The 25,710-nt window shown below is 62.3% G+C and carries 22 protein-coding genes; 5 read left to right on the top strand and 17 right to left on the bottom strand.

The genetic code is table 11. From position 1 onward, the window contains the following. From HXS65_RS12345 to HXS65_RS12315, 7 genes are all read right to left on the bottom strand, one after another. Positions 1 to 1,737 (bottom strand): thiamine pyrophosphate-binding protein, encoded by a 1,737-nt coding sequence (locus HXS65_RS12345; protein WP_176493987.1) that lies wholly within the window; start codon positions 1,735 to 1,737, stop codon positions 1 to 3. Positions 1,738 to 1,845: 108 nt separating this feature from the next. Then, positions 1,846 to 2,625: an aldolase/citrate lyase family protein gene (locus HXS65_RS12340; protein ID WP_176493986.1), complete on the bottom strand. Its 780-nt coding sequence runs from the start codon at positions 2,623 to 2,625 to the stop codon at positions 1,846 to 1,848. A 3-nt stretch (positions 2,626 to 2,628) separates the two neighbouring features. Next, on the bottom strand, positions 2,629 to 3,918 hold the full coding sequence (locus tag HXS65_RS12335) for a TRAP transporter large permease (RefSeq protein ID WP_136937720.1): 1,290 nt from the start codon (positions 3,916 to 3,918) through the stop codon (positions 2,629 to 2,631). Next, the gene (locus HXS65_RS12330) at positions 3,915 to 4,508 is read right to left on the bottom strand and encodes a TRAP transporter small permease (protein WP_255304496.1); all 594 of its coding nucleotides are present in this window, start codon (positions 4,506 to 4,508) and stop codon (positions 3,915 to 3,917) included. Before HXS65_RS12330 ends, HXS65_RS12335 begins: the two co-directional genes overlap by 4 nt. 2 nt (positions 4,509 to 4,510) lie before the next feature. Then, complete coding sequence (locus HXS65_RS12325; RefSeq protein WP_176493985.1) at positions 4,511 to 5,503, bottom strand: DctP family TRAP transporter solute-binding subunit; 993 nt, start codon at positions 5,501 to 5,503, stop codon at positions 4,511 to 4,513. Between the two features lie 374 nt (positions 5,504 to 5,877). After that, positions 5,878 to 7,185 carry an O-acetylhomoserine aminocarboxypropyltransferase/cysteine synthase family protein gene (locus HXS65_RS12320; protein WP_176494047.1) on the bottom strand — a complete coding sequence of 436 codons (1,308 nt, stop codon included), beginning with the start codon at positions 7,183 to 7,185 and terminating at the stop codon, positions 5,878 to 5,880. Positions 7,186 to 7,375: 190 nt separating this feature from the next. Next, positions 7,376 to 8,380 (bottom strand): helix-turn-helix transcriptional regulator, encoded by a 1,005-nt coding sequence (locus tag HXS65_RS12315; RefSeq protein WP_176493984.1) that lies wholly within the window; start codon positions 8,378 to 8,380, stop codon positions 7,376 to 7,378. 135 nt (positions 8,381 to 8,515) lie between these two features. Here HXS65_RS12315 and HXS65_RS12310 point away from each other — a divergent pair, with 135 nt between their 5' ends. Both HXS65_RS12310 and HXS65_RS12305 read left to right on the top strand, forming a co-directional pair. Beyond that, on the top strand, positions 8,516 to 10,687 hold the full coding sequence (locus HXS65_RS12310) for a TonB-dependent siderophore receptor (protein ID WP_176493983.1): 2,172 nt from the start codon (positions 8,516 to 8,518) through the stop codon (positions 10,685 to 10,687). Positions 10,688 to 10,752: 65 nt separating this feature from the next. After that, entirely contained in the window at positions 10,753 to 11,655 is a 903-nt protein-coding gene (locus HXS65_RS12305) for an alpha/beta hydrolase (protein WP_176493982.1), read from the top strand. A gap of 195 nt (positions 11,656 to 11,850) precedes the next feature. Here the strand turns inward: HXS65_RS12305 and madM are convergent, their stop codons facing one another. From madM to HXS65_RS12285, 4 genes are all read right to left on the bottom strand, one after another. Further along, positions 11,851 to 12,612, bottom strand: coding sequence for a malonate transporter subunit MadM (madM, locus tag HXS65_RS12300; RefSeq protein ID WP_077376060.1), 762 nt, complete (start codon positions 12,610 to 12,612; stop codon positions 11,851 to 11,853). Between the two features lie 10 nt (positions 12,613 to 12,622). Further along, the gene (gene madL / locus HXS65_RS12295) at positions 12,623 to 13,096 is read right to left on the bottom strand and encodes a malonate transporter subunit MadL (protein WP_077376063.1); all 474 of its coding nucleotides are present in this window, start codon (positions 13,094 to 13,096) and stop codon (positions 12,623 to 12,625) included. Positions 13,097 to 13,366: 270 nt separating this feature from the next. Then, positions 13,367 to 14,926, bottom strand: coding sequence for a malonyl-CoA synthase (locus HXS65_RS12290; RefSeq protein ID WP_176493981.1), 1,560 nt, complete (start codon positions 14,924 to 14,926; stop codon positions 13,367 to 13,369). Positions 14,927 to 15,090: 164 nt separating this feature from the next. After that, on the bottom strand, positions 15,091 to 16,572 hold the full coding sequence (locus tag HXS65_RS12285) for a malonyl-CoA decarboxylase (RefSeq protein ID WP_308483183.1): 1,482 nt from the start codon (positions 16,570 to 16,572) through the stop codon (positions 15,091 to 15,093). 420 nt (positions 16,573 to 16,992) lie between these two features. On the opposite strand from HXS65_RS12285, the gene HXS65_RS12280 reads away from it, so the two are divergent. The 3 genes from HXS65_RS12280 (at position 16,993) to HXS65_RS12270 (ending at position 18,750) form a co-directional block, all read left to right on the top strand. Next, entirely contained in the window at positions 16,993 to 17,658 is a 666-nt protein-coding gene (locus HXS65_RS12280; protein ID WP_176493980.1) for a GntR family transcriptional regulator, read from the top strand. 98 nt (positions 17,659 to 17,756) lie between these two features. Next, positions 17,757 to 18,140, top strand: a complete 384-nt coding sequence (locus HXS65_RS12275; protein WP_176493979.1) for a hypothetical protein — start codon at positions 17,757 to 17,759, stop codon at positions 18,138 to 18,140. A gap of 4 nt (positions 18,141 to 18,144) precedes the next feature. Beyond that, the gene (locus tag HXS65_RS12270; RefSeq protein WP_176493978.1) at positions 18,145 to 18,750 is read left to right on the top strand and encodes a hypothetical protein; all 606 of its coding nucleotides are present in this window, start codon (positions 18,145 to 18,147) and stop codon (positions 18,748 to 18,750) included. Positions 18,751 to 18,932: 182 nt separating this feature from the next. Here the strand turns inward: HXS65_RS12270 and HXS65_RS12265 are convergent, their stop codons facing one another. The 6 genes from HXS65_RS12265 to HXS65_RS12240 all read right to left on the bottom strand — a co-directional run bounded on the left by HXS65_RS12265 (position 18,933) and on the right by HXS65_RS12240 (position 25,469). After that, positions 18,933 to 19,160, bottom strand: coding sequence for a glutaredoxin family protein (locus tag HXS65_RS12265; RefSeq protein WP_176493977.1), 228 nt, complete (start codon positions 19,158 to 19,160; stop codon positions 18,933 to 18,935). Between the two features lie 166 nt (positions 19,161 to 19,326). Continuing rightward, the gene (locus HXS65_RS12260; protein WP_176493976.1) at positions 19,327 to 21,006 is read right to left on the bottom strand and encodes a GMC family oxidoreductase; all 1,680 of its coding nucleotides are present in this window, start codon (positions 21,004 to 21,006) and stop codon (positions 19,327 to 19,329) included. A 16-nt stretch (positions 21,007 to 21,022) separates the two neighbouring features. Continuing rightward, entirely contained in the window at positions 21,023 to 21,958 is a 936-nt protein-coding gene (rihA, locus tag HXS65_RS12255) for a pyrimidine-specific ribonucleoside hydrolase RihA (RefSeq protein ID WP_176493975.1), read from the bottom strand. A gap of 165 nt (positions 21,959 to 22,123) precedes the next feature. Continuing rightward, positions 22,124 to 22,777, bottom strand: coding sequence for a DsbA family oxidoreductase (locus HXS65_RS12250; RefSeq protein ID WP_176493974.1), 654 nt, complete (start codon positions 22,775 to 22,777; stop codon positions 22,124 to 22,126). 282 nt (positions 22,778 to 23,059) lie between these two features. Beyond that, positions 23,060 to 24,055, bottom strand: coding sequence for a homocysteine S-methyltransferase (mmuM, locus tag HXS65_RS12245; RefSeq protein WP_176493973.1), 996 nt, complete (start codon positions 24,053 to 24,055; stop codon positions 23,060 to 23,062). Then, positions 24,045 to 25,469: an amino acid permease gene (locus tag HXS65_RS12240; RefSeq protein ID WP_176493972.1), complete on the bottom strand. Its 1,425-nt coding sequence runs from the start codon at positions 25,467 to 25,469 to the stop codon at positions 24,045 to 24,047. The genes mmuM and HXS65_RS12240 overlap by 11 nt, the downstream gene beginning before the upstream one ends. Positions 25,470 to 25,710: the final 241 nt, after the last annotated feature.

Raw genomic sequence — 25,710 nt, 5'->3', positions numbered from 1 at the left:
TCAGATACCTGCCTTGTCGTTGCGTGTCAGGGCGTCTTCGCGGATGCCGCTCAGCAGCTTGCCCGGGGCGATGCCGTCCGGGTCATAACGCAGCTCGATCAGGGCCGGCAGATGCTCGCGGTCGGCGAATTCCAGCGCGCGCGTGAAGCTTTCCTCGAAGTCCTCGTCCTTCTCCACCACCTGACCGAGGCCGCCGTAGGCGGTGACCAGCGCGGCGAAGTCCGGGTTGGTGAAGGTCAGGGCGATCTCGCGGCCCGGGAAGTCGTTTTCCTGGTGGGCGCGGATGGTGCCCCACATGCCGTTGTTGAACACCAGCACCACGATGCCGAGGCGGTACTGCAGTGCCACGCCCAGTTCCTGCAGATTCATCTGGAAGCAGCCATCACCGGCGTAGCAGACGGCGGGGCGTTCCGGGAATTCGAGCTTGCTGGAAATGGCGGCGGGCAGGCCGTAACCCATGGAACCGACGGTCGGGGCCAGCGAGCTGCCCAGGCCACGGAAGCGCACGTAGCGGTGGGCGTAGAGCGCGTAGTTGCCGGCGCCGACGCTGATGCAGCCCTTGCCATCGAGGATGCGGTCGACGGTCAGGCTGACCTTGTCCAGGCTCAGCGGGCCCGGCGACGGCTGTTCCTCAAGCGTGGCCAGATAGGCGGCGCGCGCCTCGCGGGTGATGCCGGACCAGCGCGGCGTGCTGTCCGGTGACAGGGTGGAGAGCGCCAGCGCGAAGCCGTTGACGTCGGTATTGATGGCCAGCGTCGGCTGATAGACACGCCCCAGCTCTTCCGGGTCTGCGTAGATGTGCACCAGCTTCTGGGTCGGCACCGGTGACTGGATCCAGCTATAGCCTTCGCTGGTGGCCTCGCCGATGCGGGTACCGACGGCGATCACCAGGTCACTCTCGAGGAGTTGCTGGCGCAGCTCGGCGTGCATGCCCATGCCGACGTGACCGGCGAATTGCGGCAGTTCGGCATCGACACATTCCAGACGGCGCCAGGCGACCCCGGTGGGGATGTCGAAGCGCTGGGCGAAGCCTTCCAGCGCGACCTGGGCGTCGCGAGTCCAGCCGCTGCCGCCGACCAGCAGGAAGGGACGCTCGGCGCTGGCGAGTAGGCCCTTGAGCTCATCCAGCTGCGGCTGCCCCGGGTAGGTCATCAGGCGCGGGTGCGGCTTGACGTCCGCGACCTGCGCCTCGCCCCACAGGGTGTCTTCGGGCAGTGCCAGCACCACCGGCCCCGGACGACCGCTGCGCGCCACCTGATAGGCGCGGGCGATGTATTCCGGAATGCGCGAGGTGTCGTCGATCTGCGCGACCCACTTGGTCATCTCGCCGAACATGCGGCGGTAATCGATTTCCTGGAAGGCTTCGCGCTCGATGAAGTCGCCACCGACCTGACCGATGAACAGGATCATCGGTGTGGAATCCTGATAGGCGGTGTGCACGGCGATGGAGGCGTTGGTGGCGCCCGGGCCACGGGTGACGAAGCACACGCCCGGCTCATTGGTCAGCTTGCCGTAGGCTTCGGCCATGTAGCCCGCGCCACTTTCCTGGCGGCAGACGATGGGGTCGATGGCGCCCTTGTGCTCATTGAGCGCATCGATGCACGGCAGGTAGCTTTCGCCGGGCACCAGGAAGACACGCTTGGTGCCGTGCAGTCGGATCTGGTCGACGAGGATCTGCCCGCCATTGCGCAGCGGCAGAGTGGATTCGTGAGTGTAGGTGTCAGCGGCCTGAGTCATGGGAAGGTTCTCGTTGTGGTTGCGTAAGGTGAATAGGCTGTCGGTGCAATAAAAGCTGTCAGAGCGAAAGAGGCTGTCAGATCGAAAGAGGGTGCCGGAGCGATGTCGTCAGCGTCGCAGTCGGTGACTGTCTGCGGGCATCAGGTCGTAGAGCGCTTCGAGCTGATCGGGGTGGATGACACACCGCGCATGCAGTCCCTGCTGGTTGGCCCAGTGCTGGTCGGTGCCCAGTCCGTGCTGCCAGCGCCACGGACCATCGATGGCCAGTCGCTGATGTGTCCTGCAGGCCACGGCCAGTCGCTGGCGCCACGGTTTCAGAGTTTCGGTGATGATGGCGGCGGGCTGGTCTGGCATCAGGCCCAGGTCAGTGGCCAGGTCCCCGGTGCCGATCAGCGCGCCCAGCAGGCGTGACGTGTCACTTCCCGGTGCGAGCAAGGCCTCGGCGTTCAACAGGCCGGCCTCGCTTTCCAGGGTCGCGATGCTCTTCAGACAGCCCGCGGGCAGGGCATGCAGACGTTCCTGCTCGGCGAGCGCCTCATCCAGCGCGGCCAGCTGACTGCGCTGCTCGACGGCGGGGAGAAAGACCGCAGTAGGTGTGCCGGCCAGTTCGCCCAGTGCGGTCTGCATCAGCGCGGCCAGCTCCTCGCGTCCACCCTGCTCCAGCAGGTTGAGGCGTACCGCCGGCCACAGATGCAGGCGACGGGCACGTCTGGCGAACTCGGCGAAGCGACTGATCGCCAGTGCACGGCCTTCGGGGGCGGTGAATTCCTCGAGATCGACCACGATGGCATCGGCACCGCTGGTGAGCGCGGCTTCCAGTCGTGCGGCGTCATCCCCGGGCACGAACAGCCAGCGCTGCGGGAGGGGCTGAGTGGCAAGAGAGGTCATCGCTCAGCCCTCCATCAGGTTGGGCAGGAACAGCACGAGTTCCGGGATGAAGGTGATCAGCATCAGCACGGTCAGCATCGCGCCCAGCATCAGGCCCAGCGGCCGCAGCGAGTCGCTGACGTTGATCCCGGCGATGCGACACGCGGCCATCAGGTCGATCCCCAGCGGTGGCGTGTTGGCGCCGATGGCCAGATTGACGGTCAGCAGCACCCCGAAGTGCACCGGGCTGATGCCGTATTGCGCCAGCAGCGGCATCACGATGGGCGTCACGATGATGATGATCGCCACGCTTTCCATGAAGGAGCCCAGCACCAGCAGCACGGCGGTCAGCAGCAGCAGGACGCTGATGCGGCTGTCGGTGAATTCGCCGATCAACTGGGCGATGGCCTGCGGCACCTGCTCGTAGGTCAGACCCCAGGCGAACATGCCGGCCGCGCCGATGATCAGCAGGATGGCGCCGGTGGTCTCGGCGGTCGCGCGGACACTGTCCAGAAAGCCGCGCCAGGTGAGGCTGCGATAGACACAGGTGCCGATGATGATGGCGTAGAGAATCGCGGAGGCGGCGGCCTCGGTGGGCGTGAACACCCCGAAGCGGATACCGCCGATGATCATCACCGGTACCATCAGCGCCGGCATGGCACTGAGCAGCGCGCGGCGACGCTCGCCGGGCACACGGGCCGCGACACCGCCCGACCAGCCATGCTTGCGTGACAGGTAGAGGGCGACGCCGACCAGCGCGACCGTCAGCATCAGGCCGGGGATGATGCCGCCCATGAACAGCTGGCCCACTGAGGTGTTGGAGGTGGTGCCGTAGACGATCATCACGATGCTGGGCGGAATCACGGTGCCGATGGAGCTGGCGGTACCGACCAGCGCACTGCTGAAGCCCTTGTCATAGCCGTTGCGGGCCATGGTGGGCAGCAGCATGCTGCCGATGGCGATCACGTCCGCCACGCCGGAACCCGACAGCGCGCCGAACATCATGCAGGCCAGCACCGCGACCACCGCCAGGCCGCCGCGGATGTCACCGACCATCGCCATGCACAGGCGCACCAGGCGCTCAGTGAGGCCAGCGCGGTTCATCAACTGGGCGGCGAGCACGAACAGCGGAATCGCCAGCAGGGTGAAGCTTTCCATCCCGGCCACGAACTGCTGCGCCGAGACCATCATCGGCGCGGCACCGAAGGCCAGCAGGTAGAAGAGGGCCGACATCAGCAGCGCGAAGGCGATGGGGATGTCAATGAGGATGCCGAGCGCGAATACGCCGAGCAGAGCCAGGGCGCCGAGTGTCATGGGGCATCTCCTTGGCGAGAGGAAGCGTTGTCAGGCGCAGTGGCATCCGTCTCGTGAACCTCGGCTCCGATGGCCGAAGGACTCAACAGATGCTCGAGCTGGATCAGGGCCATCGCGGTGCAGCACAGCGGCACGGACAGGTAGACGATGCCGGCGGGAATCTGCAGCGCGGTGGTGGTCTGGCGCATCGTGATGGCGCTCAGGTCCATGCCTGCCTTGGCCAGCAACAGCAGCATGATCAGGATCATCGCGTCGGTAATACGGCCGGTGATGCGCTGGACACGCAGCGAGCGCACCAGCAGCGGCAGCAGACCCGCACTCAGGTGAGTGCGGTTGCGGGTACAGGACACCGCGGCCAACAATGTCGTCCAGACCAGCACCAGCTGCGGCAATTCCTCTGCCCAGTGCGGCGGCTGACCCATCACCCAGCGCATGAAGACCGTCCAGATCACCAATGCCGACAGCGCGGCCACGCCACTGGCTGCCAGGGCCAGACAGCCCCGGCAGCACCAACGTGAGAGAGTGATCATCAAGGTGCGCACGGCACACAACGCGGCCAGCGGCTTGACGGAGGGAGAGGCGGAAGACATCGTCACTCGCCCTTGCGGTATTGCTCGACCAGGCCCATCAGCTCAGGCCCGAAGACGTCGGCGTAATCAGCCCACACACCCTGCACCTTGGCATTGAAGGGCGCGGTATCGACCTCGTTGACCTGCATGCCGGCTTCTTCCAGCTTGGCGACCAGCTCGGCGTCATCCTTCTGGGTCATCGCGCGCTGCTTGTCACGCCATTCGTCGGCGCTCTTCTGTACCGTGGCCTGATCCTGCTCGGAGAGCTGGTTCCAGCTGAAGTTGGACATGGTCAGACACGCCGGTGCCCAGACGTGACCGGTAAGGGAGACGTAGTCCTGCACTTCGCTGAACGAGGAGGAATAGATGATGGCCAGCGGGTTTTCCTGGGCATCGAACACGCCCTGCTGCAACGCGGAGTAGAGCTCACCGAAGGACAGCGGTGCCGGGCTTGAACCCAGCGCGGTGAAGGTGTCCAGACGCATCTTGTCCGGCGTGACGCGAATCTTCAGGCCCGCGAGGTCTTCCGGGGTGGTGATGGGGCCGCGGTTGTTGGTGACGTGACGGAAACCGTTTTCCCACCACGACAGGATCTTCATGTTGTGCTCGTCGGCGATGTCCTCGAGCGCGTCGCCCAGCTTGCCATCGTAGGCGGCATAGGCGTGCTCGCGGTCCGGCCAGGAGTAGGGCAGTTCGACGATGCCGAAGCGCGCATCCAGCGGCTGGAAGGAACCACAGCCGATCACGCCGGCCGGTACGCTGCCGATCTGCATGCCTTCGACGACGGTCTTCTCGTTGCCGAGCTGGCCACTGGGGAAGACCTGGAAATTGACGCGGCCCTCGGTGGCCTCGGCGACATCCTTGGCGAAGCCTTCCGCCGCGATGTTCCAGCTATGGGTCGGCGCCAGCACGTGGCCGAGCTTGATATCCTGAGCCTGGGCGGCGCTCAGCGGCAGGGCACAGGCCGCCGTGATGGCAGCAGTCAGCAGGGCAGGCTTCAGCGGGACGGATTTCATCGGGACACCTCTTGGAGTTGTTATGGTCGTGACAGGCGTCTCTGTGTACGCCTTGACCCAAGAGTGTGTTCTGCTCGTGTATTTCGGTAGTTGCGAATTCTTATTCTTGGTATTAATCAGATTTATGCTGGGTCTGGATGTCCCGCCCACCTGACCGCCCAGTTCTTTTATATACCGTTATCTTCTTTGGTAACGATTTCAATTCTGGCAAGCCTGAGAGAAGCAGCAGTCATCGGGACACGCAACGCAAGGCGCCCGCGAGCAATGCAAGGCGCCCGCGAAGAGGCGTGTCTTCGCGGGCGCTGATGTGTCGCTGAGGCGGCCTGGTCGGCGTCTGAATGTCGCCTGACTGTCGTTTAAGAGCCGCGCTCGGGTCAGGCCACCGCCTTGTCCAGCGCCTGGCTGACATCGGCGATGATGTCATCGATATGCTCGATCCCCACCGAGATACGAATCAGGTCCGCCGAGACACCGGCCATGGCGAGTTCTTCCTCGTTGAGCTGGCGGTGGGTGGTGGAGGCCGGGTGGCAGGCCAGCGACTTGGCGTCACCGATATTCACCAGGCGCAGAATCATCTGCAGCGCATCGATGAACTTGCCGCCGGCGATACGCCCGGCTTCGGCCTGATCGGCCCCTGTCGCGTCCGTCTTGATGCCGAAACTGATGATGCCGGAGGCCTTGCCGCCGGTGATCTTCTGGCAGGTGGCGTGATAGGGGCTGTCCGGCAGGGCGCCGTAGTTGACCCAGCTGACGCTAGGGTGCTGCTGGAGGTATTCGGCCAGCGCGAGCGCATTGCTGCAGTGGCGTTCCATGCGCAGGGCGAGTGTCTCCAGCCCCTGCAGCAGCAGGAAGGTACTGTGCGGGGCGAGCGCGGCGCCGGTATTGCGCAGCGGCACCACGCGACAGCGACCGATATAGGCGGCCGGGCCGAAGGCTTCGGTGTAGACGACGCCGTGATAGGAGGGGTCTGGCTCGTTGAGGATCGGGAAGCGCTCCTTGTGGGCGACCCAATCGAACTTGCCAGAATCGATGATGATGCCGCCCACGGTGGTGCCGTGGCCGCCGATGTACTTGGTCAGCGAGTGGATCACGATATCGGCGCCGTGATCGAAGGCACGACACAGCACTGGCGTGGCCACGGTGTTGTCGACGATCAGCGGCACACCATGCCTGTGGGCGATCTCGGCCAGACGCTCGAGATCGACGATGTTGCCGGCAGGGTTGCCGATGGACTCGCAGAACACCGCTTTGGTCTTGTCATCGATCAGTGCTTCGAGTGCGGCGAAGTCATCAAAGGCCGCCATGCGCACCTCGACCCCCTGACGCGGCAGGCTGTGGGCGAACAGGTTGTAGGTGCCGCCATACAGCTGGCTGGTGCTGACGATGTTGTCACCGACTTCCACCAGCGCCTGGATGGCATAGGTGATCGCCGCCATGCCGGAGGACACCGCCAGCGCCGCGATTCCGCCTTCGACGGCGGCCATGCGCTGCTCCAGCACGTCATTGGTCGGGTTCATGATGCGGGTATAGATGTTGCCCGGCACCTTGAGATCGAACAGATCCGCGCCGTGCTGGGTGTCGTCGAAGGTGTAGGAGGTGGTCTGGTAGATCGGCACCGCCGCCGCCTTGGTAGTGGCTTCCGAGGTGTAGCCGTGATGCAGGGCGAGCGATTCCAGCTTCATGTTGTCGACTGACATGGCAGTGTCCTTGTGCGAGAGCGTGGCGAAGATCTTGTTGTGGGGTGCGGTTTTGGTGCGTGCCGTTTTCATGCGAGCCGTGTGCCGTTCAGGTGCTGTCGCAACCGGCAGGCATGGCGCGGGCCGCGATGCCGATCAACATTAGCAACGGGGCATCTCCAGGTCCATGCGTCGTTCACGCCGTCACGACAGGCCGCTGGCTGGGCGGCACGCCGAACTGGCGACGAAAGGCGGTGGCGAAATTGGCCGCGCTGCGATACCCCGCCATCTCGGCGGCGGCCTCCACCGTGACATTGCGGTCCTGCAACAGGTGAGCGGCACGGAGCAACTGCCGCCGCCTCAGGTCCCGCGACATGGTCTGGCCGTAGGCGTCGCGATAGCGGCGCTGCAACTGGCGCACGCTCATGCCCAGCCGGGCGGCGATCTCCGCCTGACTCAGATAGGCCACTTCCCCGCTGGAGATCCAATCCTCGAGCCTCGCCTGCCACTCTGACGTGCCCTGCAGGCGGCGCTGTGCGCTGTCATCCGCCTGGGGCGGTCTGGCCGCCAGGCACTCGCTGATCACCTCAAGCGCCACTGACTCGATGCCGAGTCTAAGCGCCAGCGTTCCCGGCCGTTGGCGACTGAATTCCTCCAGGCGCTCGACCAGACGCGCAGACGGCTGCCAATGGTAATGCGCCAGATGCCGCGCCTCGGGCATCACCTCGCTGGCGCTTGAGACCCCCAGATGCCACGTCAGCCACGCGGGCGTCAGCGTCAGGATGGCGCTGTGCTCATAAGCCCCCTTGGGGCTTTGCAGTCGGAATTCGGTGGGCTCATCGAGCGCGATGCACAGCGCTCGGCCCGGCTTCAGCGCATGGTGCTGTGGCCCGAAACTGACCCTGGGCTCTCCACGCCATACCACGGCGATCTTCAGCGATGGCTCGATGCGGGAGCGAATCATCAGATCCGCCCGCTTGCGGATGCGGTTGAGGCGCATGAACAGGCCTGGCTGCACTTCCTGCAGTTGCATGTTGCCGATCAGCGCGCCATCGGCTGACTGGCCCTCGGCGGGCTGGCATTGGTGGTCGCTGGTCAGTGCCCGCGCCATGCGGTGCACGTGATCGAGCTCGATGATCCGGTGGCGTGCGCCTGCCGAGGTGTGAGAGCTGGCGAGGCCGGGAGGGGGAGTAAGGCTCATCTTGTCGCACCTGCAAACATCAGGGAGGGTTCCGCAAAGGTTTTTGTCGTCATGGAGTGCCAAAATGCCCCGTCAGTCACACAGATGCAAATAATTATCATTAGTAGCAGTGGCCAGGTGAGCCAAGGGGACACGATGAAGAAGGTGACGGTACGGGGACGCGGTCTGTGCGGGGCAGGTACGCGTCGTCTGATGATCGGGGCGGGGGTGGTGCTGGTCAGTCTGCCGGCACAGGCGGAAGACGCGACGATGGTGCTGGATACCCAGCGGGTGACGGGCCTGCGCCTGTATGACATGGCGTCCAGTGAGCAGAGCGGCGGCTACAGCGTTGACGCTGCCACGGTGGGCTCGAAGGTGCCGGCCTCGCTGCGCGACATTCCGCAGTCGGTGAGCGTGGTGACCCATGACGCCATCGAGGACCAGAACTTCATCACGCTGGATCAGCTGGCAGCACGGACGCCCGGCGTGCGGGTGCTGAACAATGACAGCGGTCGCTCGTCGATCTTTGCGCGCGGCTATGAATACGATGCCTACAGCATTGACGGGCTCTCCGCGCCGATGTCGAGTCTGACGGGCTCGGTGCCATCCTTGACCGCCATCGACCGGGTCGAGGTCATGCGTGGGCCGTCCGGTCTGTTCAACAGCACCAGTGAGCTGGGCGGGGTCATCAATCTGGTGCGCAAGCGCCCGACCGATACCTTCCAGGGCGCCATCAGCGGCAGTGTCGGTACGCTGGAAGACCGAAGCGTCAGTGTCGATATCTCCGGGCCCATCGATGAACAGGGCCGTATCCGCGGGCGCCTGGTGACCCGCTCCACCGAGCAGGCGCAATGGGTGGATGACAACGACAACACGCTGAATGATTTCTATGGCGCGCTGGATATCGATCTCGACGAGAATACCGAGCTGTCACTGGGGGTGATCCACAACACTAAGGACATCACCGTCAATCAGGGTCAGCCGGTCGATGGTGACAACAACTTCACCTATGGCCGCCGTTCGGCATTCTACGGCGCGGACTGGAACAGCTTCGAGAGTGATGCCACCGATGTGATCGCCGAGCTGACCCACCGCTTCAGCTCACGCGGCTATGGCCGCCTGGCGGCGCGTTACAGTGATCGCAATGCGGATTACGAATACGCCTACAGTGGCTCGGCACTGAGCGATACTGGCGACTTGAGCAGTGTCGCGGGCTATGCCGGTGTCACCGATGAGACCTCGGTGAGCGTGGATGCCAGCTACACCCAGGGCTTCGATGCCTTCGGCAACCAGAACGAATTCGTGGTCGGGGTCGATTACAAGACATCGGAATCGGATACCACCGCGGCGCGCACCGGCAACCTGACCGGCTCCAGCGCCAGCATCAGCGAGCTGAACTCTCTGTCCTATGTCGACATTCTCGGCAATGCCCGTGATGGCGTGAGCGGTTACAGCCTGTCGCGCACCGAGACCACCCTGGAAGAGCAGGGCCTGTACGGCAAGGTGACACTGCGTCCCGTGGCACCGCTGGCGGTGATACTGGGTGCGCGCGTCAGCCAGTTCTCGGCCGAGACCGAAGACAAGCTCAACGGCGGCAGCAGTGACATGCAGGACACCGCCGTCACGCCCTATGGCGGACTCGTCTATGACCTGGACGCCGACCACTCCCTCTATGCCAGCTACTCCAGAGTCTTCGAGCCGCAGACCCGCGAAGGCGAGGATGGCAATCTGATCGACCCGCGCGAAGGCGAGCAATACGAGATCGGGATCAAGGGCAGCTATCTGGATGGCGCACTGAATGCGCGTATCAGCGGCTTCCAGCTGACCGACAGCCACCGTGCTGCCTCCTCGACCGACGGTAGCGTCAGTTATTCGGTGGATTCCGGCAAGATGCGCATCACCGGTGCGGAGCTTGAGCTGGCCGGCAACATCACGCCGCAGTGGGATGTCATCTTCGGCTACACCTACATGGATTCCGAGGTGCTGGAAGCCGGCAGCTCCGATGCACTGCTGATGCTGATGCCCAACAACATGGTCAATCTGTGGACCCAGTATCGCTTCGAGGGCAACCTGCTGGATGGCGTGTCCGTCGGTGCCGGCATGACGGCACTGAGCGATTTCGACAGCACCCAGGGCACCATCCAGGCACCGGGCTATGCGGTGTTCGATGCCATGCTCGGCTATCAGTTCACGCCCAAACTCAGTGGCCAGCTCAACGTCTACAACCTGTTCGATCGTGAATATTACGTGCGCGCCGGTTCGGCCAGTGTCTTCAACTTCGTGGGACGTCCGGCCAGCGCCGTCGCCACCATGAAGTATGAGTTCTGAGCATGAGGATCGGATTGCGAGCGCGCATGAGGCTATTCGCACGACTGCAGGCATGGGGACTCATCATGCTGACATCCGGCGCTGTCAGCTTGCCGGCCTTGGCCATGGCCATGACTCAGGCCGCTGACAATGCAGTGTTGCCTGGCATGACGACCTCCTTCACGCAGCACTCATCAGCCACGGGACATGACTACCTGATCCAGGTGGCGTTGCCGCAGATCGCACCGCCCGAGGGCGGCTATCCGGTACTGCTGGTGCTGGATGGCAATCGTCACCTGGATCTGTTCACGGCAGCGCGCGACATATTGGGACGCCGTGGATTTGACAAGGCGCCGTCAGACCTCGCCATCGTCGCGGTCGGTTATGCGGGCGAGACGGACGGGCAGGCAAAGGCGGTGCGTGACATCGTCACGAAGCTACGCTTAAAAGACTTCACGCCACCGCTCACCACCGGCACGGCGCCAGAGGGTACCGGCGGTGGCGAGGATTTCCTCGACTATCTGACCCAGGCTCTGCCGTCTGAACTGGCCTCACGCTATCCGCTCGATCTCGAGCGGCCTGCATTGGTCGGACATTCACTCGGCGGCCTGTTCGCGCTCCATGCCCAGCAGAAGGCACCCGAGGCCTTCGGGGCGATCTTCGCGATCAGTCCTTCGCTGTGGTGGCGGCAGGAGAATGCCCCGGCCAACTGGCCGCTGCGTCTTGCCTGCTCCGAGACGGCGGGCCCGGTGTACATCGCGGCTGGCGGACGTGAGCAATCGCCGCAGCCCAGGCGGCAGGACCCTGAGCGTGACAGGCTGCGTGTCCAGCGCGCGATGATCGACAACGCACATGAGCATGCACGCCAGCTGCGCGAGCATTGTCCGCAGGCAGCCGTCCAGTGGCGGCTGTTCGAGGGCGAAGACCACGGCAGCGTGATGTGGCCCGCCGCGCGGGCAGTGATGGAACGCTTGTTGAGGCCACGCTGATCCGGCCGGCCGCCACGGTGTGGATTGGGTAGTAAAGTGGACAGTCATATGGGCGGTAAACGACACGACGGCGGCATCAGCGTGGGACATGTATTGTCCTGACTGATGCCGCCGTCGTCTTGTGTCAGCGTTGCTTGTGTCTGAGCGGCTTGTTCAGAGCGGTTTGTGTCATTGCCTCTCGTGTCAGCGCGATGCTTACATCACCGCACGTACCGCGAGGAACAGCACCGTCGGGGCGAGCAGGATGCCCAGGCCGGTGTAGAAGGTGGCGGTCATCGCGCCGTAGGGAACCAAGCGGGCATCGGTGGCGGCAAGGCCCGCCGCCACACCGCTGGTGGTGCCGATCAGGCCACCGAAGATCATCGCGGAGCGCGGATTGTCGAGCCCGATCAGGCGCGCCGTCATCGGCGTGGCCACCATGGTCAGGATCGACTTCACCAGGCCGGCGGCGATCGACAGCGCGACCACTTCGGAGCTGGCCCCGAGCGTGGCACCGGTGACCGGGCCGACGATATAGGTGACCGCGCCCGCACCGATGGTGGTGATATCGACAGGATCGGTATAGCCGAAGGCGATGGCGACACCACCACCGGCGACGAAGGAGATCAGCACGCCGACGAACAGCGCGATGACACCCCGAAAGCCGGTCTGACGGATTTCCTTGAGATTGACCCCGTAGGCGGTGGCGATGATCGCGAGATCACGCAGCATGCCGCCCCCCATCAGGCCCAGCCCCGAGAACAGCGTGACATCCGAGAGCCCCTTGCTGCCGCCGGTGGTCGCGCCACCCACGTAGGCCAGCACCAGGCCGAGGATGATGGCGATGGCGGAGCCGTGCAGCTTGCCGCGTGTCAGGTTGTTGCTGATCCAGTAGGCGACATACATCGCCAGCCCGATCACGGCGAAGGCAGCGACCAGATGATACTTGTCGAACAGGTGGACGAGTGAATCGATCATGGGTCAGCCCTCAGTGTTTGTGAGCAGGAGTGGGGGAGGCATGGCGACTGCGATCCAGCACCGGGGCGCCTGTCGTCACTGAGGTTCTGGGGCGGTTCTCGTCGGGCAGGGGAGCCTCTTCCAGTGCGGTTTCCGGCCGCTTGCCGGTCAGCAGGGGCACCAGTGCAAGCCCCAGCACCACCGCCAGCACGCCCGCGACCAGCGCGACCATGCCGCCACTGAAGGCCGCGACCACGTTCTGGCTGGCGGCCATCGCGACCACGATGGGGATGTACATCGCGTTCCAGAAATTGATGCCGCTGGAGGTGCTGTCGGCCATCTTGCCGCGGTCCTTCAGCACACCGGTGATGAAGATGAGCAGCAGCATGGCGATGCCGACACCGCCGAGATTGGAATCGATATTGAGCATTTCTCCGAGCAGATCACCGATCACGAGACCGGCCATCATGCACCCTGCCAGCAGGGCAACTCCGTAGATCACCATGGCGTATTACCTTCTTGTTGTTGTGGTGAAGTGGTGGTGAAGCAGTGTGGCGTCTTGTCGTCTATCTGATGTGTGTCATCTCATTCGTGTCATTCATCACGTCCATCCAGGCTGGCGAGCCTGTCTTTCCGTGTCTTGTGTCTGACTATCGGGCGTTCCTTGCCTGTCCTTGCAAGGAATCGGGGTGAGTGAACCCACCGACATGACGTGATGGCGTCACGCCATGCCGGTGGCACGAAGGTGTCGGGTGTCAGGCCTGACAGTGATGGCTCAGCCGTGTGAGCGGGCCGGCTCAGGGGCAAACAGCTGTGCATATTCCTCGCGCAGCTGTTTCTTCTGCACCTTGCCCATCACGTTGCGCGGCAGGCTTTCGATGAAGAACACGCGCTTGGGCTGCTTGTAGCGGGCGAGCTTGTCGCTGAGGGCGGCAAGCACCGCCGCTTCATCGAGACTGCCCTGGTGGCCGGCCTGCATGACCACCACCGCGCAGACACCTTCGCCGAAGTCCGGGTGGGGCACGCCGAATACCGCCGATTCATTGACGCCGGGCATGTCATCGATCAGCAGCTCCACCTCCTTCGGGTAGATGTTGTAGCCGCCGGAGATGATCAGGTCCTTGTCGCGGCCGCTGATGCACAGGTAGCCATCGGCATCGATATGACCGAGATCCCCGGTGATGAAGAAGCCATCCTCGCGGAACTCGCTGGCGGTCTTCTCCGGCATCTTCCAGTAGCCCTTGAAGACGTTGGCACCGCGCACCTCGATCAGCCCTGTCTCGCCACGCGGCAAGGTGGCACCTGTCTCGCGGTCGGTGATGCGGACTTCGCTGCCGGGCAGCGCCATGCCCACCGTGCCGGGGCGCCGCTCGCCGTCGTAGGGGTTGGAGGTGTTCATGTTGGTCTCGGTCATCCCGTAGCGTTCGAGAATCGCGTGGCCGGTACGTGCACTGAACTCACTGTGGGTCTCGCTGAGCAGCGGCGCGGAGCCGGAGACGAACAGCCGCATGCCGGCGGTCGTCTCGCGATTGAGGCGCTCGGATTCCAGCAGGCGCGTGTAGAAGGTCGGCACGCCCATCAGCACGCTGGAGCGCGCCATCAGATCCAGAATCTGCTCGGCATCGAACTTTGGCAGGAAGGTCATCGAGGCGCCCACCGTCAGCACGATGTTGCAGGCCACGAACAGGCCGTGGGTGTGGAAGATGGGCAGGGCGTGGATCAGATGGTCATCACGGGTGAAGCGCCAGGTCTCGGCCAGCGCCTGACAGTTGGAGGCCAGATTGGCGTGGGTCAGCATCGCGCCCTTGCTGCGCCCGGTGGTGCCGGAGGTATAGAGGATGGCGGCGAGATCATCGGCGGCGCGTGGCTCGACTTCACTGCTTGCGCTGCACTGGCGGGCCTGCTCCATCAGGGTGCCGTCCTGCTCGGTGCCCAGACTCTCGACACGCGGCACATCACATTCCTTGCCCAGTGCGCGTGCCGTCTCCAGCACCTTGGGCTGGCAGACGTACAGGTGCGGGCCGGCGTCGCCCAGGAAGTAGCGGATCTCCTCGCCGGTGTAGGCGGTATTCAGCGGCAGATAGACCGCGCCGACCTGCAGGCAGGCCAGATACAGGATGACGGTCTCGCAGCTCTTGTCGATCTGCACCGCGACGCGGTCGCCCGGGGTCACGCCCAGCTCGCGTAGTGCGGTGGCCATCTGACCGGCGGCGCTGCGTGCCTCGGCGAAGGTGTAGCCGTGGCCTTCGACGGTATCGAGGAAGGTGGCATCCGGGCGCTCATCGAAGTTGCGCGCGAATTGCAGATAGAGGTTGTCGTGGTTGGCGTGAGGCATCGTTGGCTCCAATGGCGTTATTTTTGTAATGAGGCGTTGTCTTGTCATTAGCCTTGTCTTGTCATGAGGCGTTGACGCAAGGCGACGTTCTGATCAGGTGTGCTCCGGCAGGTGGCGTGCCTGCCGAGTGGCTCATTCCTTGTGTGACGCTTTCCTCGAGTGGCTCATTCCTCGAGTGACGGCGCTGGCTTGCTGTCGCTGGCATCCGTGGCCGATCTGGTCGCGGGCGACTGCTCGGCTGTCTTAGATGGCAGGGGCGAACTGGACAGGGTATCGCTTTCCTTCCTGGTCTCGCGCTTCGGCGCCTTGGCCAGCTCCTTGTTGGCTTTCGATTCCTTCTTGACCTCACTGCTGCACACCACGCTGTCGTTGCGGCTGAAGGCCTCGTGGTTCTGCTCGATGCGGTGTGGCTCATAGAGGTAGTTGACCATCAGGCCGTGGGCCTGCTGGCGGCCATTGGGGGAGGTGTCACCCGGCCAGTTGAGGCGATGCAGGCTGGCACCGTTGCCGAGGTGGAAGCGGGCGACCGGGTCCATCGGCTGGCCGCTGCGGTGCTTGACGTTGACCAGGTAGTGGGCGGCGAGGGCACGCAGTTCCGGCGCCATCTTCTGCTGGGCCTCCTCGTCATTCATCCAGTCGTCGTGCTGCAGGTGATGGGCCAGCAGATCGGAGACTTCCAGGCCTTCCTCATCACGCGCGCGTGTCAGCCACTGACTGAAGCCGGGCACCGGCGAGAGGGTGACGAAGCGGCTGAGATTGGGCAGTTCGCGTTGCAGCTCTTGCACCACCTGCTTGATCAAGAAGTTGCCGAACGAGATGCCTTTCAGGCCCTTCTGGCAATTGCTGATGCTGTAGAAGACGGCGGTGTCCGCCTCGCGTTCGGTGGTCTGGCCGCTGTTGGCGAGCAGATGCTGGATGTTGTTGGGCACCCCCTTGCACAGCGCCACCTCGACGAAGATCAGCGGCTCATCGCCGATGGCCGGGTGGAAGAAGGCGTAGCAGCGGCGGTCCTCGGGGTCGAGGCGCCCGCGCAGATCGCTCCAGTCCTGGATGGCATGCACCGCCTCGTAGCGGATGATCTTCTCCAGCACCGCGGCGGGGGTGTTCCAGTCGATGGCCTCCAGCATCAGGAAACCACGATTGAACCAGGAGGCGAACAGATGCGCGAAGTCGGCATCCAGCGGCTTCAATTCCGGATGCTGCTTGATGAGCTTGAGCAGGTCGGCACGCATGCGCACGATCTCATAGGTGCCGCCGGGGCACAGGTTCAGGCGGCGCAGCAACGATTGGCGCCTGGGTTCACTGGCGGCGAACAGCGCACTGAGATTGGCGTTGTCCGGGGCGTCGCGATAGGCCGCGTAGGCAGCGTGGATACGGTCTTCATCGGCGGCGTAATGCTCGGCCAGCAGCTGGAAGAAGGCGAGGCGCTGCTCGTGATCCAGCTGCTGATAATCCTCCAGCGCCCGCTGGGCCATCATGATGCGCGAGGCTTCACCGCTGCTCTCGGTGAGGTTGTGGCAGCTCTCGGTCAGGCGGGCGAGGGCGGTGTCTTCATTGCCGGCACCGGGCGAGAGGCCAACCTGCTGACGGGCACGCTGGCCGACATGGGTCAGCAGATCCTGCAGAAAACTCAGATTGATGTTCATGGCGGTTCCTCAAGGCGCGGGACGAAGCGACGTGTTCACTGCTCAAGCTCTCAGTATGGCGTCTGAGGCTTAAATATTTGCGTCGTCTTGTTGTATACAACAGATAGGCGCATCGTGTGGTAGCGTCAAGGAATCCCATGCATGACTAGACTAAAGTCAGTTTCCTGCACGGCCACTTCCCTGTTCAATGAAGGCAGGAGAGCGAGGGCAGAATGCTGCGAGAACGGCGTGGTGCTGGGCGGGGTTGTGGTGAATCAATGACGGCTCATCAAGCATCATCGCAATGACGAGGCCATCGCGCTCGAGCTTGCAGGCTTTCGAGCTCTCAGGCTCTTCAGTGCTCCAGCGCTCAGGCTTACAGGGATTCAAGGGCCGCTTTCGAGAGAAGCGCCGTCAGGCCACAGTATAAGGACGACGATGATGATCAAGATGTCTCATGCGCAACGCCTGCGAGACCTGCTGGAAGATGCCATCGTCGAAGGGCGCTTCCCGCCGGGCACCAAGCTCGACCCCGAAGCGCTGGGCCGCGAGTATCAGTGCTCCCGCACGCCGATCCGCGAGGCGCTGCAGCAGCTGGCGGCCTCCGGCATGGTGAAGGTGGTGCCCAAGCGCGGCACCTTCGTGACGCAGCTGGGCGTCTCGGAGCTGGTGGAACGCTTTGAAGTCATGGCGGAACTGGAAGCCATGTGCGGCCGACTCGCCGCACGGCGCATCACCACGCAGGAGCTTTCGGAACTCAAGGACGCCCACGCCGCCTGCCGTGAACGCCTGGAAGCCGACGACGCCAATGGTTACTACTACGAGAACGGCCTCTTTCATCACTGCCTCTACCGCGCCAGCCACAACGCCTTCCTCACCGAAGAAGCCACGCGCCTGCACGCCATCCTCAAGCCCTATCGCCGCCTGCAACTTCATGTCCGCCACCGCATGCACAGCTCCTACGCTGAACACGAAGCCATCGTTGCCGCCATCGAAGCCGGCGACGCCGCTGCTGCCGAGCAAGCGCTGAAGGATCACGTGCATATCCAAGGGGAGAGGTTTACCGATCTGGTGGCGAATATTGAGCGCTTGCATGCTATAAGATAAATGTAATGCTATTTGTGGTTAGGTGAGATAACCTATGATATTGTTAAATTATTAACTATGGCTTTAAGTCTTGCTATATGGCTAGCTAGGGAAAGTGCATGAATATAAATATCAAGGATGAAGCTTTAGTTGGATTTAATGAGCCCGCTAGGGACGAGTTAAAAAAATCAACCACTAATTTTGTTGATAGATTGATTAAAGAGTCCAACCGGTTAGAATCCCAGGATAAGGTTGATGGCCGCGAACCTGAAGTTACTAGCAAAAATGTTTATGATGCAAACTTATATGTAACTCGTAGAGCGGTTACGAATAAACGGAGTTTGTGGTCGCGGATACTGGCTGCATTAGCTGCACTGTTAACTTTGCTAGTTAGCATAATGTATGATGCAGATAAACTTCAAGATGGAACTTATATGTTGATTTTTATCATTGTCGCTTCTGTTACCTTGCTGGTTTTAACGCTTTCAGTCTTCGCGGAGTAGTAACATGAGCTTATTCGGTTTTAATAAAAAGTTTCTAGGTCGCAACAGTTTAGGCGAAAACGATTATGTATATCGTCGAAAAGACTATTTGGGTGTAGTCTTTAGAGTATATATATTGGCCGGTATTATTGTTGCATTTCTGTCTTTGTTGTATTTTGCCAAATCATATTTCGAAATCGAGATAACTTTATATCAATCTAAATTGCTCGCTCTTGCTGGGGTAGGTGTAGTCGTATCTTTTTCCTCATGGATTATGCTTGTGTATAGAGATCGTCAATATAAAGATCGACTAAAAGCATACGAAAGGTATAGTAGCATTGGTATGTTGTTGTCCACATGGGAAGAGTTTGAGTTTGTTGCAAAGGATAGGTTAGATTCTGAAAAAATAGAATATTCTGAGTTTTCTGTCTGGTCTATGTTAAAGGCATTAGTAGAAGCTGAGATAGTTACACCCCAAGAGTATGATGAGCTATATAGAGCAATGAAAGTAAGAAATGTTGTTGTACATAATATTCCTCACTCAGAAGTATTGATTGATAGTATTATAGAGGTTAACACTAACTTGCAGCATATGGTCGATAAATTGCGTGATTTACAACCTGTCTCGTAGATTTTTAGAGCTTAATTCTCTGATGTACGTATTGAAGTGAATAACGAGGCTGCTGTTGTAGTAGCCTTGTTAAATCTTCGAAGGTTATCGATTAATAAAGTATTGGCTTCTGTTGGTTGTGTTTGTGAACGATCTCTTTAATGATGGAGTTGAGGAAGTATTCTGACCCTAAGAGACAAATATTAATCCTTATACAATTGATTGAAGCCCTTGACGCTGAACCCCTTCAAGTACTGATCGCCAATCTTCAGGACAGGCACGCTGCGAAAGCCGGTCTTGGCGAATTCCTTCTGTCCCGCAGGGGATCGGACATCCACCAGGCGGAAGCCGATCTTCTGCTGCTCGAGATACTGCTTGGCTGTCTTGCAGTGCGGGCAGTTGGCCATGCTGAAGAGTGACACCCGTTTCATTGCTGTGCTCCCGTGTTGATCGATCCCGCGTGTTGTAGGCACTTGGTCCGAGATGCTGGCCTGAGATGCTGGCGGGCAATGATACCAGCCGCCGCTTTCTCTCTACACCAGCACTCTCTATCCCAGCACCTCCCGCATCAGCTCCCCACATTGCGCCCCCTGAAAATCAGCCCTTGCGCGGGATATGGCTCATCGCATGTTCCGCCAGGGCGGTGATGGTCAGGCTGGGATTGACGCCCAGGTTGGCGGCGAGCATCGAGCTGTCACAGATCAGCATGTTGCGGTAATGGAAGACGCGATTCTGGCCATCGCAGACGCCGTCCTCGGGGGAGGCTGCCATGGCCGCACCGCCCATGCAGTGCGCCGTGGTGGGGATGTTGAAGAGTATCTCGGGGATGCTGCTGCCGGGGATGGCGCCGATGGCCTTGGCGCCACGCGTGACGAAGTCATTCGCCTCGGGGATGAAGGTGGGAATGTGCTTGCCCTCGGTGACCAGCGCCTTGCGAAATGGCCAGTACCACAGGCGTTTGAGCGTCATGTCGAGGTGGCCCTCCGCCGTCTGCATGCACAGGAAGATGATGGTCTCCTTCGCGAAGCCCCACGGCAGCTGGAATCTCAGCGCGCGCAGTGGATTGGCGAGGAAGAGCTTCGCCATCGCGCTCAGCCAGGAAAAGGGACGTGTCCAGCCGGGCTTGCCCCTGGCCATCGCGGTGAACAGCAGCCCCATGAAATCGGAGCCCGCCGGATAGCGCGTGGCTTCGATATGGGTGTGCTCATCGATATGGATGCCGGAGCCGATGGCGATGCCCTTGGACATGTCATCGCGACTTCCCGGCATGCGACAGCTGATCAAGGACTCCGCATTGGTGCGCACCCGCTTGCCCAGCGCATCCGAGACGTTCGGCAATGAGCCCTTGTCCTTGAGGCGGAACAGCAACTCCTGGGTGCCGAGCGACGAGCCTGCAAAGACGATGGACTGACAGGTGACACGGCGCTTGCCCAGGCCAAGATAGAGCCCGGCGAAAGTGGAGGGCACCGTCGTCACCGCATAGCCATCGGCCCCATCCGTCTTGCCATTGAGCGGCACGACATCGATCACCTTGGTCTCGGCATGTACCTTGGCACCGTGCTTCTCGGCCAGATACAGATAATTCCTGTCGAGTGTGTTCTTGGCGCCATGACGGCAACCCATCATGCAGCCGCCACAGCCGATGCAGCTTTTTCGTTCAGGCCCTTCGCCATCAAAGTAGGGGTCTGGATGGGGGCTGCCGGCGTCGGGCGTGGCGCTTTCGCCCTCGGGGCCGAAGAAGATGCCGACCTCGGTGGGGTACCAGGTGTCCTCGCAGCCGGCGACTTCCGCCATGCGTTTCAGGGCGTCATCCGCCGGCGCGATGATTCGATTGGTCGTCACGCCGAGCATCTTCTGCGCCGTGGCGTAGTGCTCAGGCATCACCGCATGCCAGTCATTGAGCCCCGCCCACTGGCCGTTGTCCCAGATCTTGTCAGGCGGCACCAGCAGTGTCTGCGCATAGGTGATGGAGCCGCCGCCCACCGCGTTGCCATGCAGCACGATGACGTGACGGAAGAAGCTCATGGTGAAGAAGCCGCGCAACCCCAGCATCGGCCGCCACAGCCAACGGCTCAGACGCCAGTTGGAGCGCGGCATGTTGTCCGGCGTCCAGCGCTTGCCCTGTTCCATGACCGCCACGCGATAACCTTTCTCGGTCAGGCGATGCGCGCAGACGGAGCCGCCAAAGCCCGAGCCCACGATCAGGTAGTCGTAGTCGAAGCCATAGCCGTGCTCTTGTGGCGCAGTGGCACTGGCGTGGCGATCAGCGGTAGTCATCGATAGTCATCGGTAGTCATTGATAGCGCTTGAGCTGTTGCGCGATCAGGTCAACGAAACCCTCGCGGTCGATATCGAACAATACCCTGGCGTTGTGCGGCTTGCCGGTGAGCTGGTAACGGTCGACCACCGTCATGCCCTGGGTGTGCTCGCCTTGCGTCTCGACCCCGACCCAGCAATCGACAGCGGTGAACAGTTCAGGCTTCAGCAGCCAGGCGATGGTGCAGGGGTCATGCAATGGCGCACCGCTGAAGCCCCACTTGGGGTCACGGTGGTAGATCATGAAGAAGTCGAGCAGCTCGGCGACACACTGGGCGACGGGGTTGTCGATGGCGCGGATACGCTCGATGTCCTCATCCATGATCTGCGCCTGATGGGTGACATCCAGCCCGCACATCACGATGGGCAGGCCGGACTTGAACACCATGTCGGCGGCTTCGGGGTCGACGAAGATGTTGAACTCGGCGGCGGGGGTCCAGTTGCCGACACCTGCCGCGCCCCCCATCAGCACGATGCTGTCGATCTTGTGGTGTAGCTCCGGGTGGGCTGAGAGAAACAGCGCGATATTGGTCAGCGGGCCGGAGGGCACCAGCGTGACCTTCTGCTCACAGGCACGGACCTTCTCGGCCATCAGCTCGATGGCGCTCTGCGTGACGGGGGCGAAGGCGGGGTCTGGCAGTTTGGGGCCATCCAGGCCACTTTCGCCATGCACGTTGTCGGCGATGATCAGCTCACGCGCCAGCGGCTTGGGCGCACCACCGGCGACCGGAATGTCATGCCGCCCCAGCAGGGTGAGCACGCGCAGCGCGTTGTTGAGGGTCTTGTCGGGGGTCTGATTGCCGGCGCTGGTGGTGACGGCCAGCACGTCGAGCGCGTCTGAACTCAGGGCCAGAATCAGCGAGATGGCATCGTCGTGGCCGGGATCACAATCGAGAATGATGGGGCGCGGCATGCAGCAGTCCTTGTCGTGAGTCGTATTGTTGTCGTGACTTGCCTCAATCAGCCTTTCCTTTATGCCTGAACGCAAAACGACACGCCATCCTTGCGAAGGGCGTGTCGTCTGTCCGTTCATGGCATTCGCGCTTGGCGTCAGCGCTTGGCATCAGTGCGTGGCAGATCAATCCGTCTGCTGGGCACGCGCCTCATTGAGCATCTGCACCAGCACTTCCACCGGCTGGGCGCCGGGCACGTAGTACTGACCGACGATGGTGCTGGGCACCGACTGGATACCGGCGTTGCGCAGCGCTTCCTGCTGGGCGGCGACTTCCTGCTCGCCCTTGCCGGATTCGAGGAAGGTCAGCGCCTGTTCGACGCTCAGATTCTCATCGTGCAGGCTTGCGATCTCGGCCAGCACCTGACGGTCTCCCACATCCTTGCCATCGTGGAAGTAGGCGGTGAACAGCGCTTCCAGCAACGGGCGCTCCGCCAGGCCCACGGACTGCTGGCGCCAGACGATGCGCTGGGCATCGGTGGAGTTGGGCGTGCGCTCCATCAGGGCGTGGCGGAAGGTGACGCCGCTCTGCGCGCCTGACTGGGCCACCTGGGCATCCAGTTCCGCGCCACGCTCGACACTGCCGAACTTCTGCGCGCGGTAGTCGGCGCGCGCCATGCCTTCACGTGGCACCCACGGATTGAGCTGGAAGGGCAGGTAGCTGACGCGCACCTCATCCTTGAAGTCGAGTTGCGCGATGGCGTCATCAAGATGACGCTTGCCGATCCAGCACCAGGGGCAGACCACGTCGTAGGCGACCTGGATATCGAGCTGTGACATGGGGATTCTCCTGCTGATCTCTCACGCGCTCTTCAATGGGAGCCTACGGCCATCTTGAGAGCATGTTGGAATGATTTTGAGCAATCGCTCATCAGTGTCCTGCCATCCTAGAGATTTTGGGCCTGGGACGCTACCGAAAACGCCCTGTCCGATCATGTGATGTGACCGGACAGGGCGTTCGTGTTCAGCGCTAATAATTCAGTACTTGGAGTTCAGCGCTGGAGTTCAGTACTGCGTATTCACTGCACCGGACTCAGCAACTCAATCAGCCTAGAGTCTTGATCAACCCAGCGCCTTGCGCAGATCCGCCAGCGCGCGGATATCGTCCGGGCCGGTGCGGCAGCAGCCACCGATGGCCGTGGCACCTGCGGCCAGCCAGCGTGGGGTCCAGCCGGCGAGGTCATGGTCGTGGTCAGAGCCGTCGCCATCAGACTCTACCGAGACGGCGCAGGCGGCGGACCAGGTCTTGGTGACTGGGTCATAGACCTCACCGGAGTTCGGGTAGATGACAATGTCCTTGTCCGTCTCGCCGCGAATCTCGCGCACCAGCGATTCGATGTGCTCAAGCGCGGTGCAGTTGACGCCGATGGCGACCACCTGCTCGCAGTCGGCGATGGCGCGCACGGCCTCTCGGATCGGCGTGCCGTCGCTCAATTCGCTGGCGTTGCGCGCGCTGAAGGCGATCCAGGCACGCGCCGTGGGGAAGTCATCGCGCAGCAGGTCACACACGGCCTGGGCTTCCTCGGCACACGGCAGCGTCTCGACGGCGAGCACGTCCGGTTTGGCATCCAGCAGCGTGGCGAGGCGGGCACGGTGGAAGTCGCGCAGGCCGGCGCGGTCCAGCGCGTAGCCGCCACGGTATTCGCTGCCATCGGCGAGATATGCGCCATAGGGGCCGACCGAGGCCGCGACCAGCGGCGGGCAGTCCAGACGCTCCGGGTGCGCGGCCAGGTACTCGCTGCGGGCCTGGGCGGCCAGGGTGACAGAGCGCTGGATCAGCGCGCTGGCCTGGGTCTCGCTCAGGCTGCGCGCCATCAGGCCCTCGAGCGTGGCCTGGTAGCTCGCGGTGGTGGCGACATCGGCACCGGCCTCGAAGTAGGCGCGGTGCACATCGACGATCGCCTGCGGCTCATCGGCCAGCACCCTGGCCGACCACAGCGAGTCGTTGAGATCGAATCCGGCACGCTCAAGCTCGGTGGCCAGGGCGCCATCGACGATCAGGAAGGGCTGCTGGGCGGTGATGGCGCTCAGCGGATTGCGGGTGGCTTCAGCGGGCATCGAGGGCCTCCTGCGGGGTCGGAGTCGGGGAATTCGCGTCGTCGGTAGACGAGCGATGGGTCAGAGAGTGGACCAGATAGCACAGCGCCACGAAGGGCACGCCGAAGTAGAGCGCGATGCGCTGGTTGGGGTCAAAGGCGATGCCGATGCAGGCCAGCGCGCAGAACAGGAAGGCGGCAATCGGCACGATGGGGTACAGCGGCGCGCGGTAGGTCAGCTCGCTGGCGCTGTGGCCGGCCTTCAGCCACTGGCGGCGGAAGCTGAACTGGCTGGCGGCGATCGCCATCCATACCAGCACCACGGCAAGCCCGGAAATCGACACCAGCGCCAGATACAGGGTGTCTTCGGCATAGACGCTCGAGAGCAGCGACAGCAGGCCGCCGAGCATGGTGATCAGCAGCGCGGGCACTGGAATGCCGCGTTGATTGACGCGGCTGAACACGCGCGGCAGCGTCTTCTGGTCCGCCAGGGTCCACAGCATGCGCGAGGCGGCGTAGAGGCCGGAATTGGCCGCCGACAGCAGTGCGGTGATGATCACGAAGTTCATGATGTCCGCCGCGTAGGGGATGCCGGTGAGCTGGAAGACCGCCACGAAGGGGCTTTCCTTGAGACCGGCGCTGTTTTGGGGCAACAGGGCGGCGATGACGATGATGGTGCCGATGAAGAAGATGATCAGCCGCCACAGGGTGGCGCGGATCGCCAGGGGCACGTTCTTCTCGGGATTCTCGCTTTCGCCGGCGGCGATGCCGATCAGCTCGGTACCGGAGAAGGCGAAGCTGACGGCCAGCAGTGTCATCAGGATCGGCATCACGCCGTGATCGAACACCCCCTCCTGCAGGATGCGCGTGACGCCCGGCGCCTCGGTATTGCCCGAGAGTGACGTGAAGCCGAACATGGCGGCGGCGCCCACGGCGATGAACACGATCACCGCGGCGACCTTGATCAACGACAGCCAGAATTCGGATTCGGCGAAGAAGCGTGCCGAGACGATGTTCATGCCGAACACGATCAGCGAGAAGATGCCGCACCAGATCCAGGGTTCGACGCCGGGGAACCAGCGCCCCATGAACACGGCGGAGGCGGTGAATTCCGAGCCCAGTGCCACGGCCCAGGTCAGCCAGTAGAGCCAGGCGACGGTGTAGCCGGTGGCCGGGCCCAGATACCGGGTGGCGTGGGCACTGAAGGCGCCGGGTTCGGGGTGGTGCACGGCCAGCTCGCCGAGACACATCATCACCAGATAGACCACCAGTCCGCCGATCAGATAGGCGAGTACCGCCCCCGCCGGACCGGCCTGTTGAATGGTATAGCCGGAGCTGAGAAACAGGCCGGTGCCGATGACACCGCCGAGGGACAACATCACCAGGTGGCGCTGCTGCATGCTGCGTTTGAAGTCGTGGGCGTTGCTGTCAGTCATGGTAGGGGTCACTCGAGGTGCTGCCGATGAGAAAGGTCTCTCTCTGGCAGCCGTCGTTCACGATGGCGTGTGGCATGGCGAGAATCGGTCGGGAATACGCAGAAATGCAGCGAATATCATAATTTAATCAATTAGTTGCCACAAAAGGCTGCTTGGGTTGATTGGCTATATGGTTAGATGGGTAATGAGCTTGCGATTCATTTCTCGGCCCAGGGTTTCCCTCCAGCGCAGCGAGTGGCGC

Source organism: Cobetia sp. 5-25-4-2, assembly GCF_013374075.1.
Classification (GTDB): Bacteria; Pseudomonadota; Gammaproteobacteria; order Pseudomonadales; family Halomonadaceae; genus Cobetia; species Cobetia marina.
Note: the sequence above shows the minus strand (reverse complement) of the source record. Positions and strands in the feature narration are given on the sequence as shown.

Excerpts from the sequence above, each read along its gene's own strand:
- HXS65_RS12345 (WP_176493987.1), bottom strand. The coding sequence starts at position 1,737 with ATGACTCAGGCCGCTGACACCTACACTCACGAATCCACTCTGCCGCTG.
- HXS65_RS12340 (WP_176493986.1), bottom strand. The coding sequence starts at position 2,625 with ATGACCTCTCTTGCCACTCAGCCCCTCCCGCAGCGCTGGCTGTTCGTG.
- HXS65_RS12335 (WP_136937720.1), bottom strand. The coding sequence starts at position 3,918 with ATGACACTCGGCGCCCTGGCTCTGCTCGGCGTATTCGCGCTCGGCATC.
- HXS65_RS12330 (WP_255304496.1), bottom strand. The coding sequence starts at position 4,508 with ATGTCTTCCGCCTCTCCCTCCGTCAAGCCGCTGGCCGCGTTGTGTGCC.
- HXS65_RS12325 (WP_176493985.1), bottom strand. The coding sequence starts at position 5,503 with ATGAAATCCGTCCCGCTGAAGCCTGCCCTGCTGACTGCTGCCATCACG.
- HXS65_RS12320 (WP_176494047.1), bottom strand. The coding sequence starts at position 7,185 with ATGAAGCTGGAATCGCTCGCCCTGCATCACGGCTACACCTCGGAAGCC.
- HXS65_RS12315 (WP_176493984.1), bottom strand. The coding sequence starts at position 8,380 with ATGAGCCTTACTCCCCCTCCCGGCCTCGCCAGCTCTCACACCTCGGCA.
- HXS65_RS12310 (WP_176493983.1), top strand. The coding sequence starts at position 8,516 with ATGAAGAAGGTGACGGTACGGGGACGCGGTCTGTGCGGGGCAGGTACG.
- HXS65_RS12305 (WP_176493982.1), top strand. The coding sequence starts at position 10,753 with ATGCTGACATCCGGCGCTGTCAGCTTGCCGGCCTTGGCCATGGCCATG.
- madM (WP_077376060.1), bottom strand. The coding sequence starts at position 12,612 with ATGATCGATTCACTCGTCCACCTGTTCGACAAGTATCATCTGGTCGCT.
- madL (WP_077376063.1), bottom strand. The coding sequence starts at position 13,096 with ATGGTGATCTACGGAGTTGCCCTGCTGGCAGGGTGCATGATGGCCGGT.
- HXS65_RS12290 (WP_176493981.1), bottom strand. The coding sequence starts at position 14,926 with ATGCCTCACGCCAACCACGACAACCTCTATCTGCAATTCGCGCGCAAC.
- HXS65_RS12285 (WP_308483183.1), bottom strand. The coding sequence starts at position 16,572 with ATGAACATCAATCTGAGTTTTCTGCAGGATCTGCTGACCCATGTCGGC.
- HXS65_RS12280 (WP_176493980.1), top strand. The coding sequence starts at position 16,993 with ATGATCAAGATGTCTCATGCGCAACGCCTGCGAGACCTGCTGGAAGAT.
- HXS65_RS12275 (WP_176493979.1), top strand. The coding sequence starts at position 17,757 with ATGAATATAAATATCAAGGATGAAGCTTTAGTTGGATTTAATGAGCCC.
- HXS65_RS12270 (WP_176493978.1), top strand. The coding sequence starts at position 18,145 with ATGAGCTTATTCGGTTTTAATAAAAAGTTTCTAGGTCGCAACAGTTTA.
- HXS65_RS12265 (WP_176493977.1), bottom strand. The coding sequence starts at position 19,160 with ATGAAACGGGTGTCACTCTTCAGCATGGCCAACTGCCCGCACTGCAAG.
- HXS65_RS12260 (WP_176493976.1), bottom strand. The coding sequence starts at position 21,006 with ATGACTACCGCTGATCGCCACGCCAGTGCCACTGCGCCACAAGAGCAC.
- rihA (WP_176493975.1), bottom strand. The coding sequence starts at position 21,958 with ATGCCGCGCCCCATCATTCTCGATTGTGATCCCGGCCACGACGATGCC.
- HXS65_RS12250 (WP_176493974.1), bottom strand. The coding sequence starts at position 22,777 with ATGTCACAGCTCGATATCCAGGTCGCCTACGACGTGGTCTGCCCCTGG.
- mmuM (WP_176493973.1), bottom strand. The coding sequence starts at position 24,055 with ATGCCCGCTGAAGCCACCCGCAATCCGCTGAGCGCCATCACCGCCCAG.
- HXS65_RS12240 (WP_176493972.1), bottom strand. The coding sequence starts at position 25,469 with ATGACTGACAGCAACGCCCACGACTTCAAACGCAGCATGCAGCAGCGC.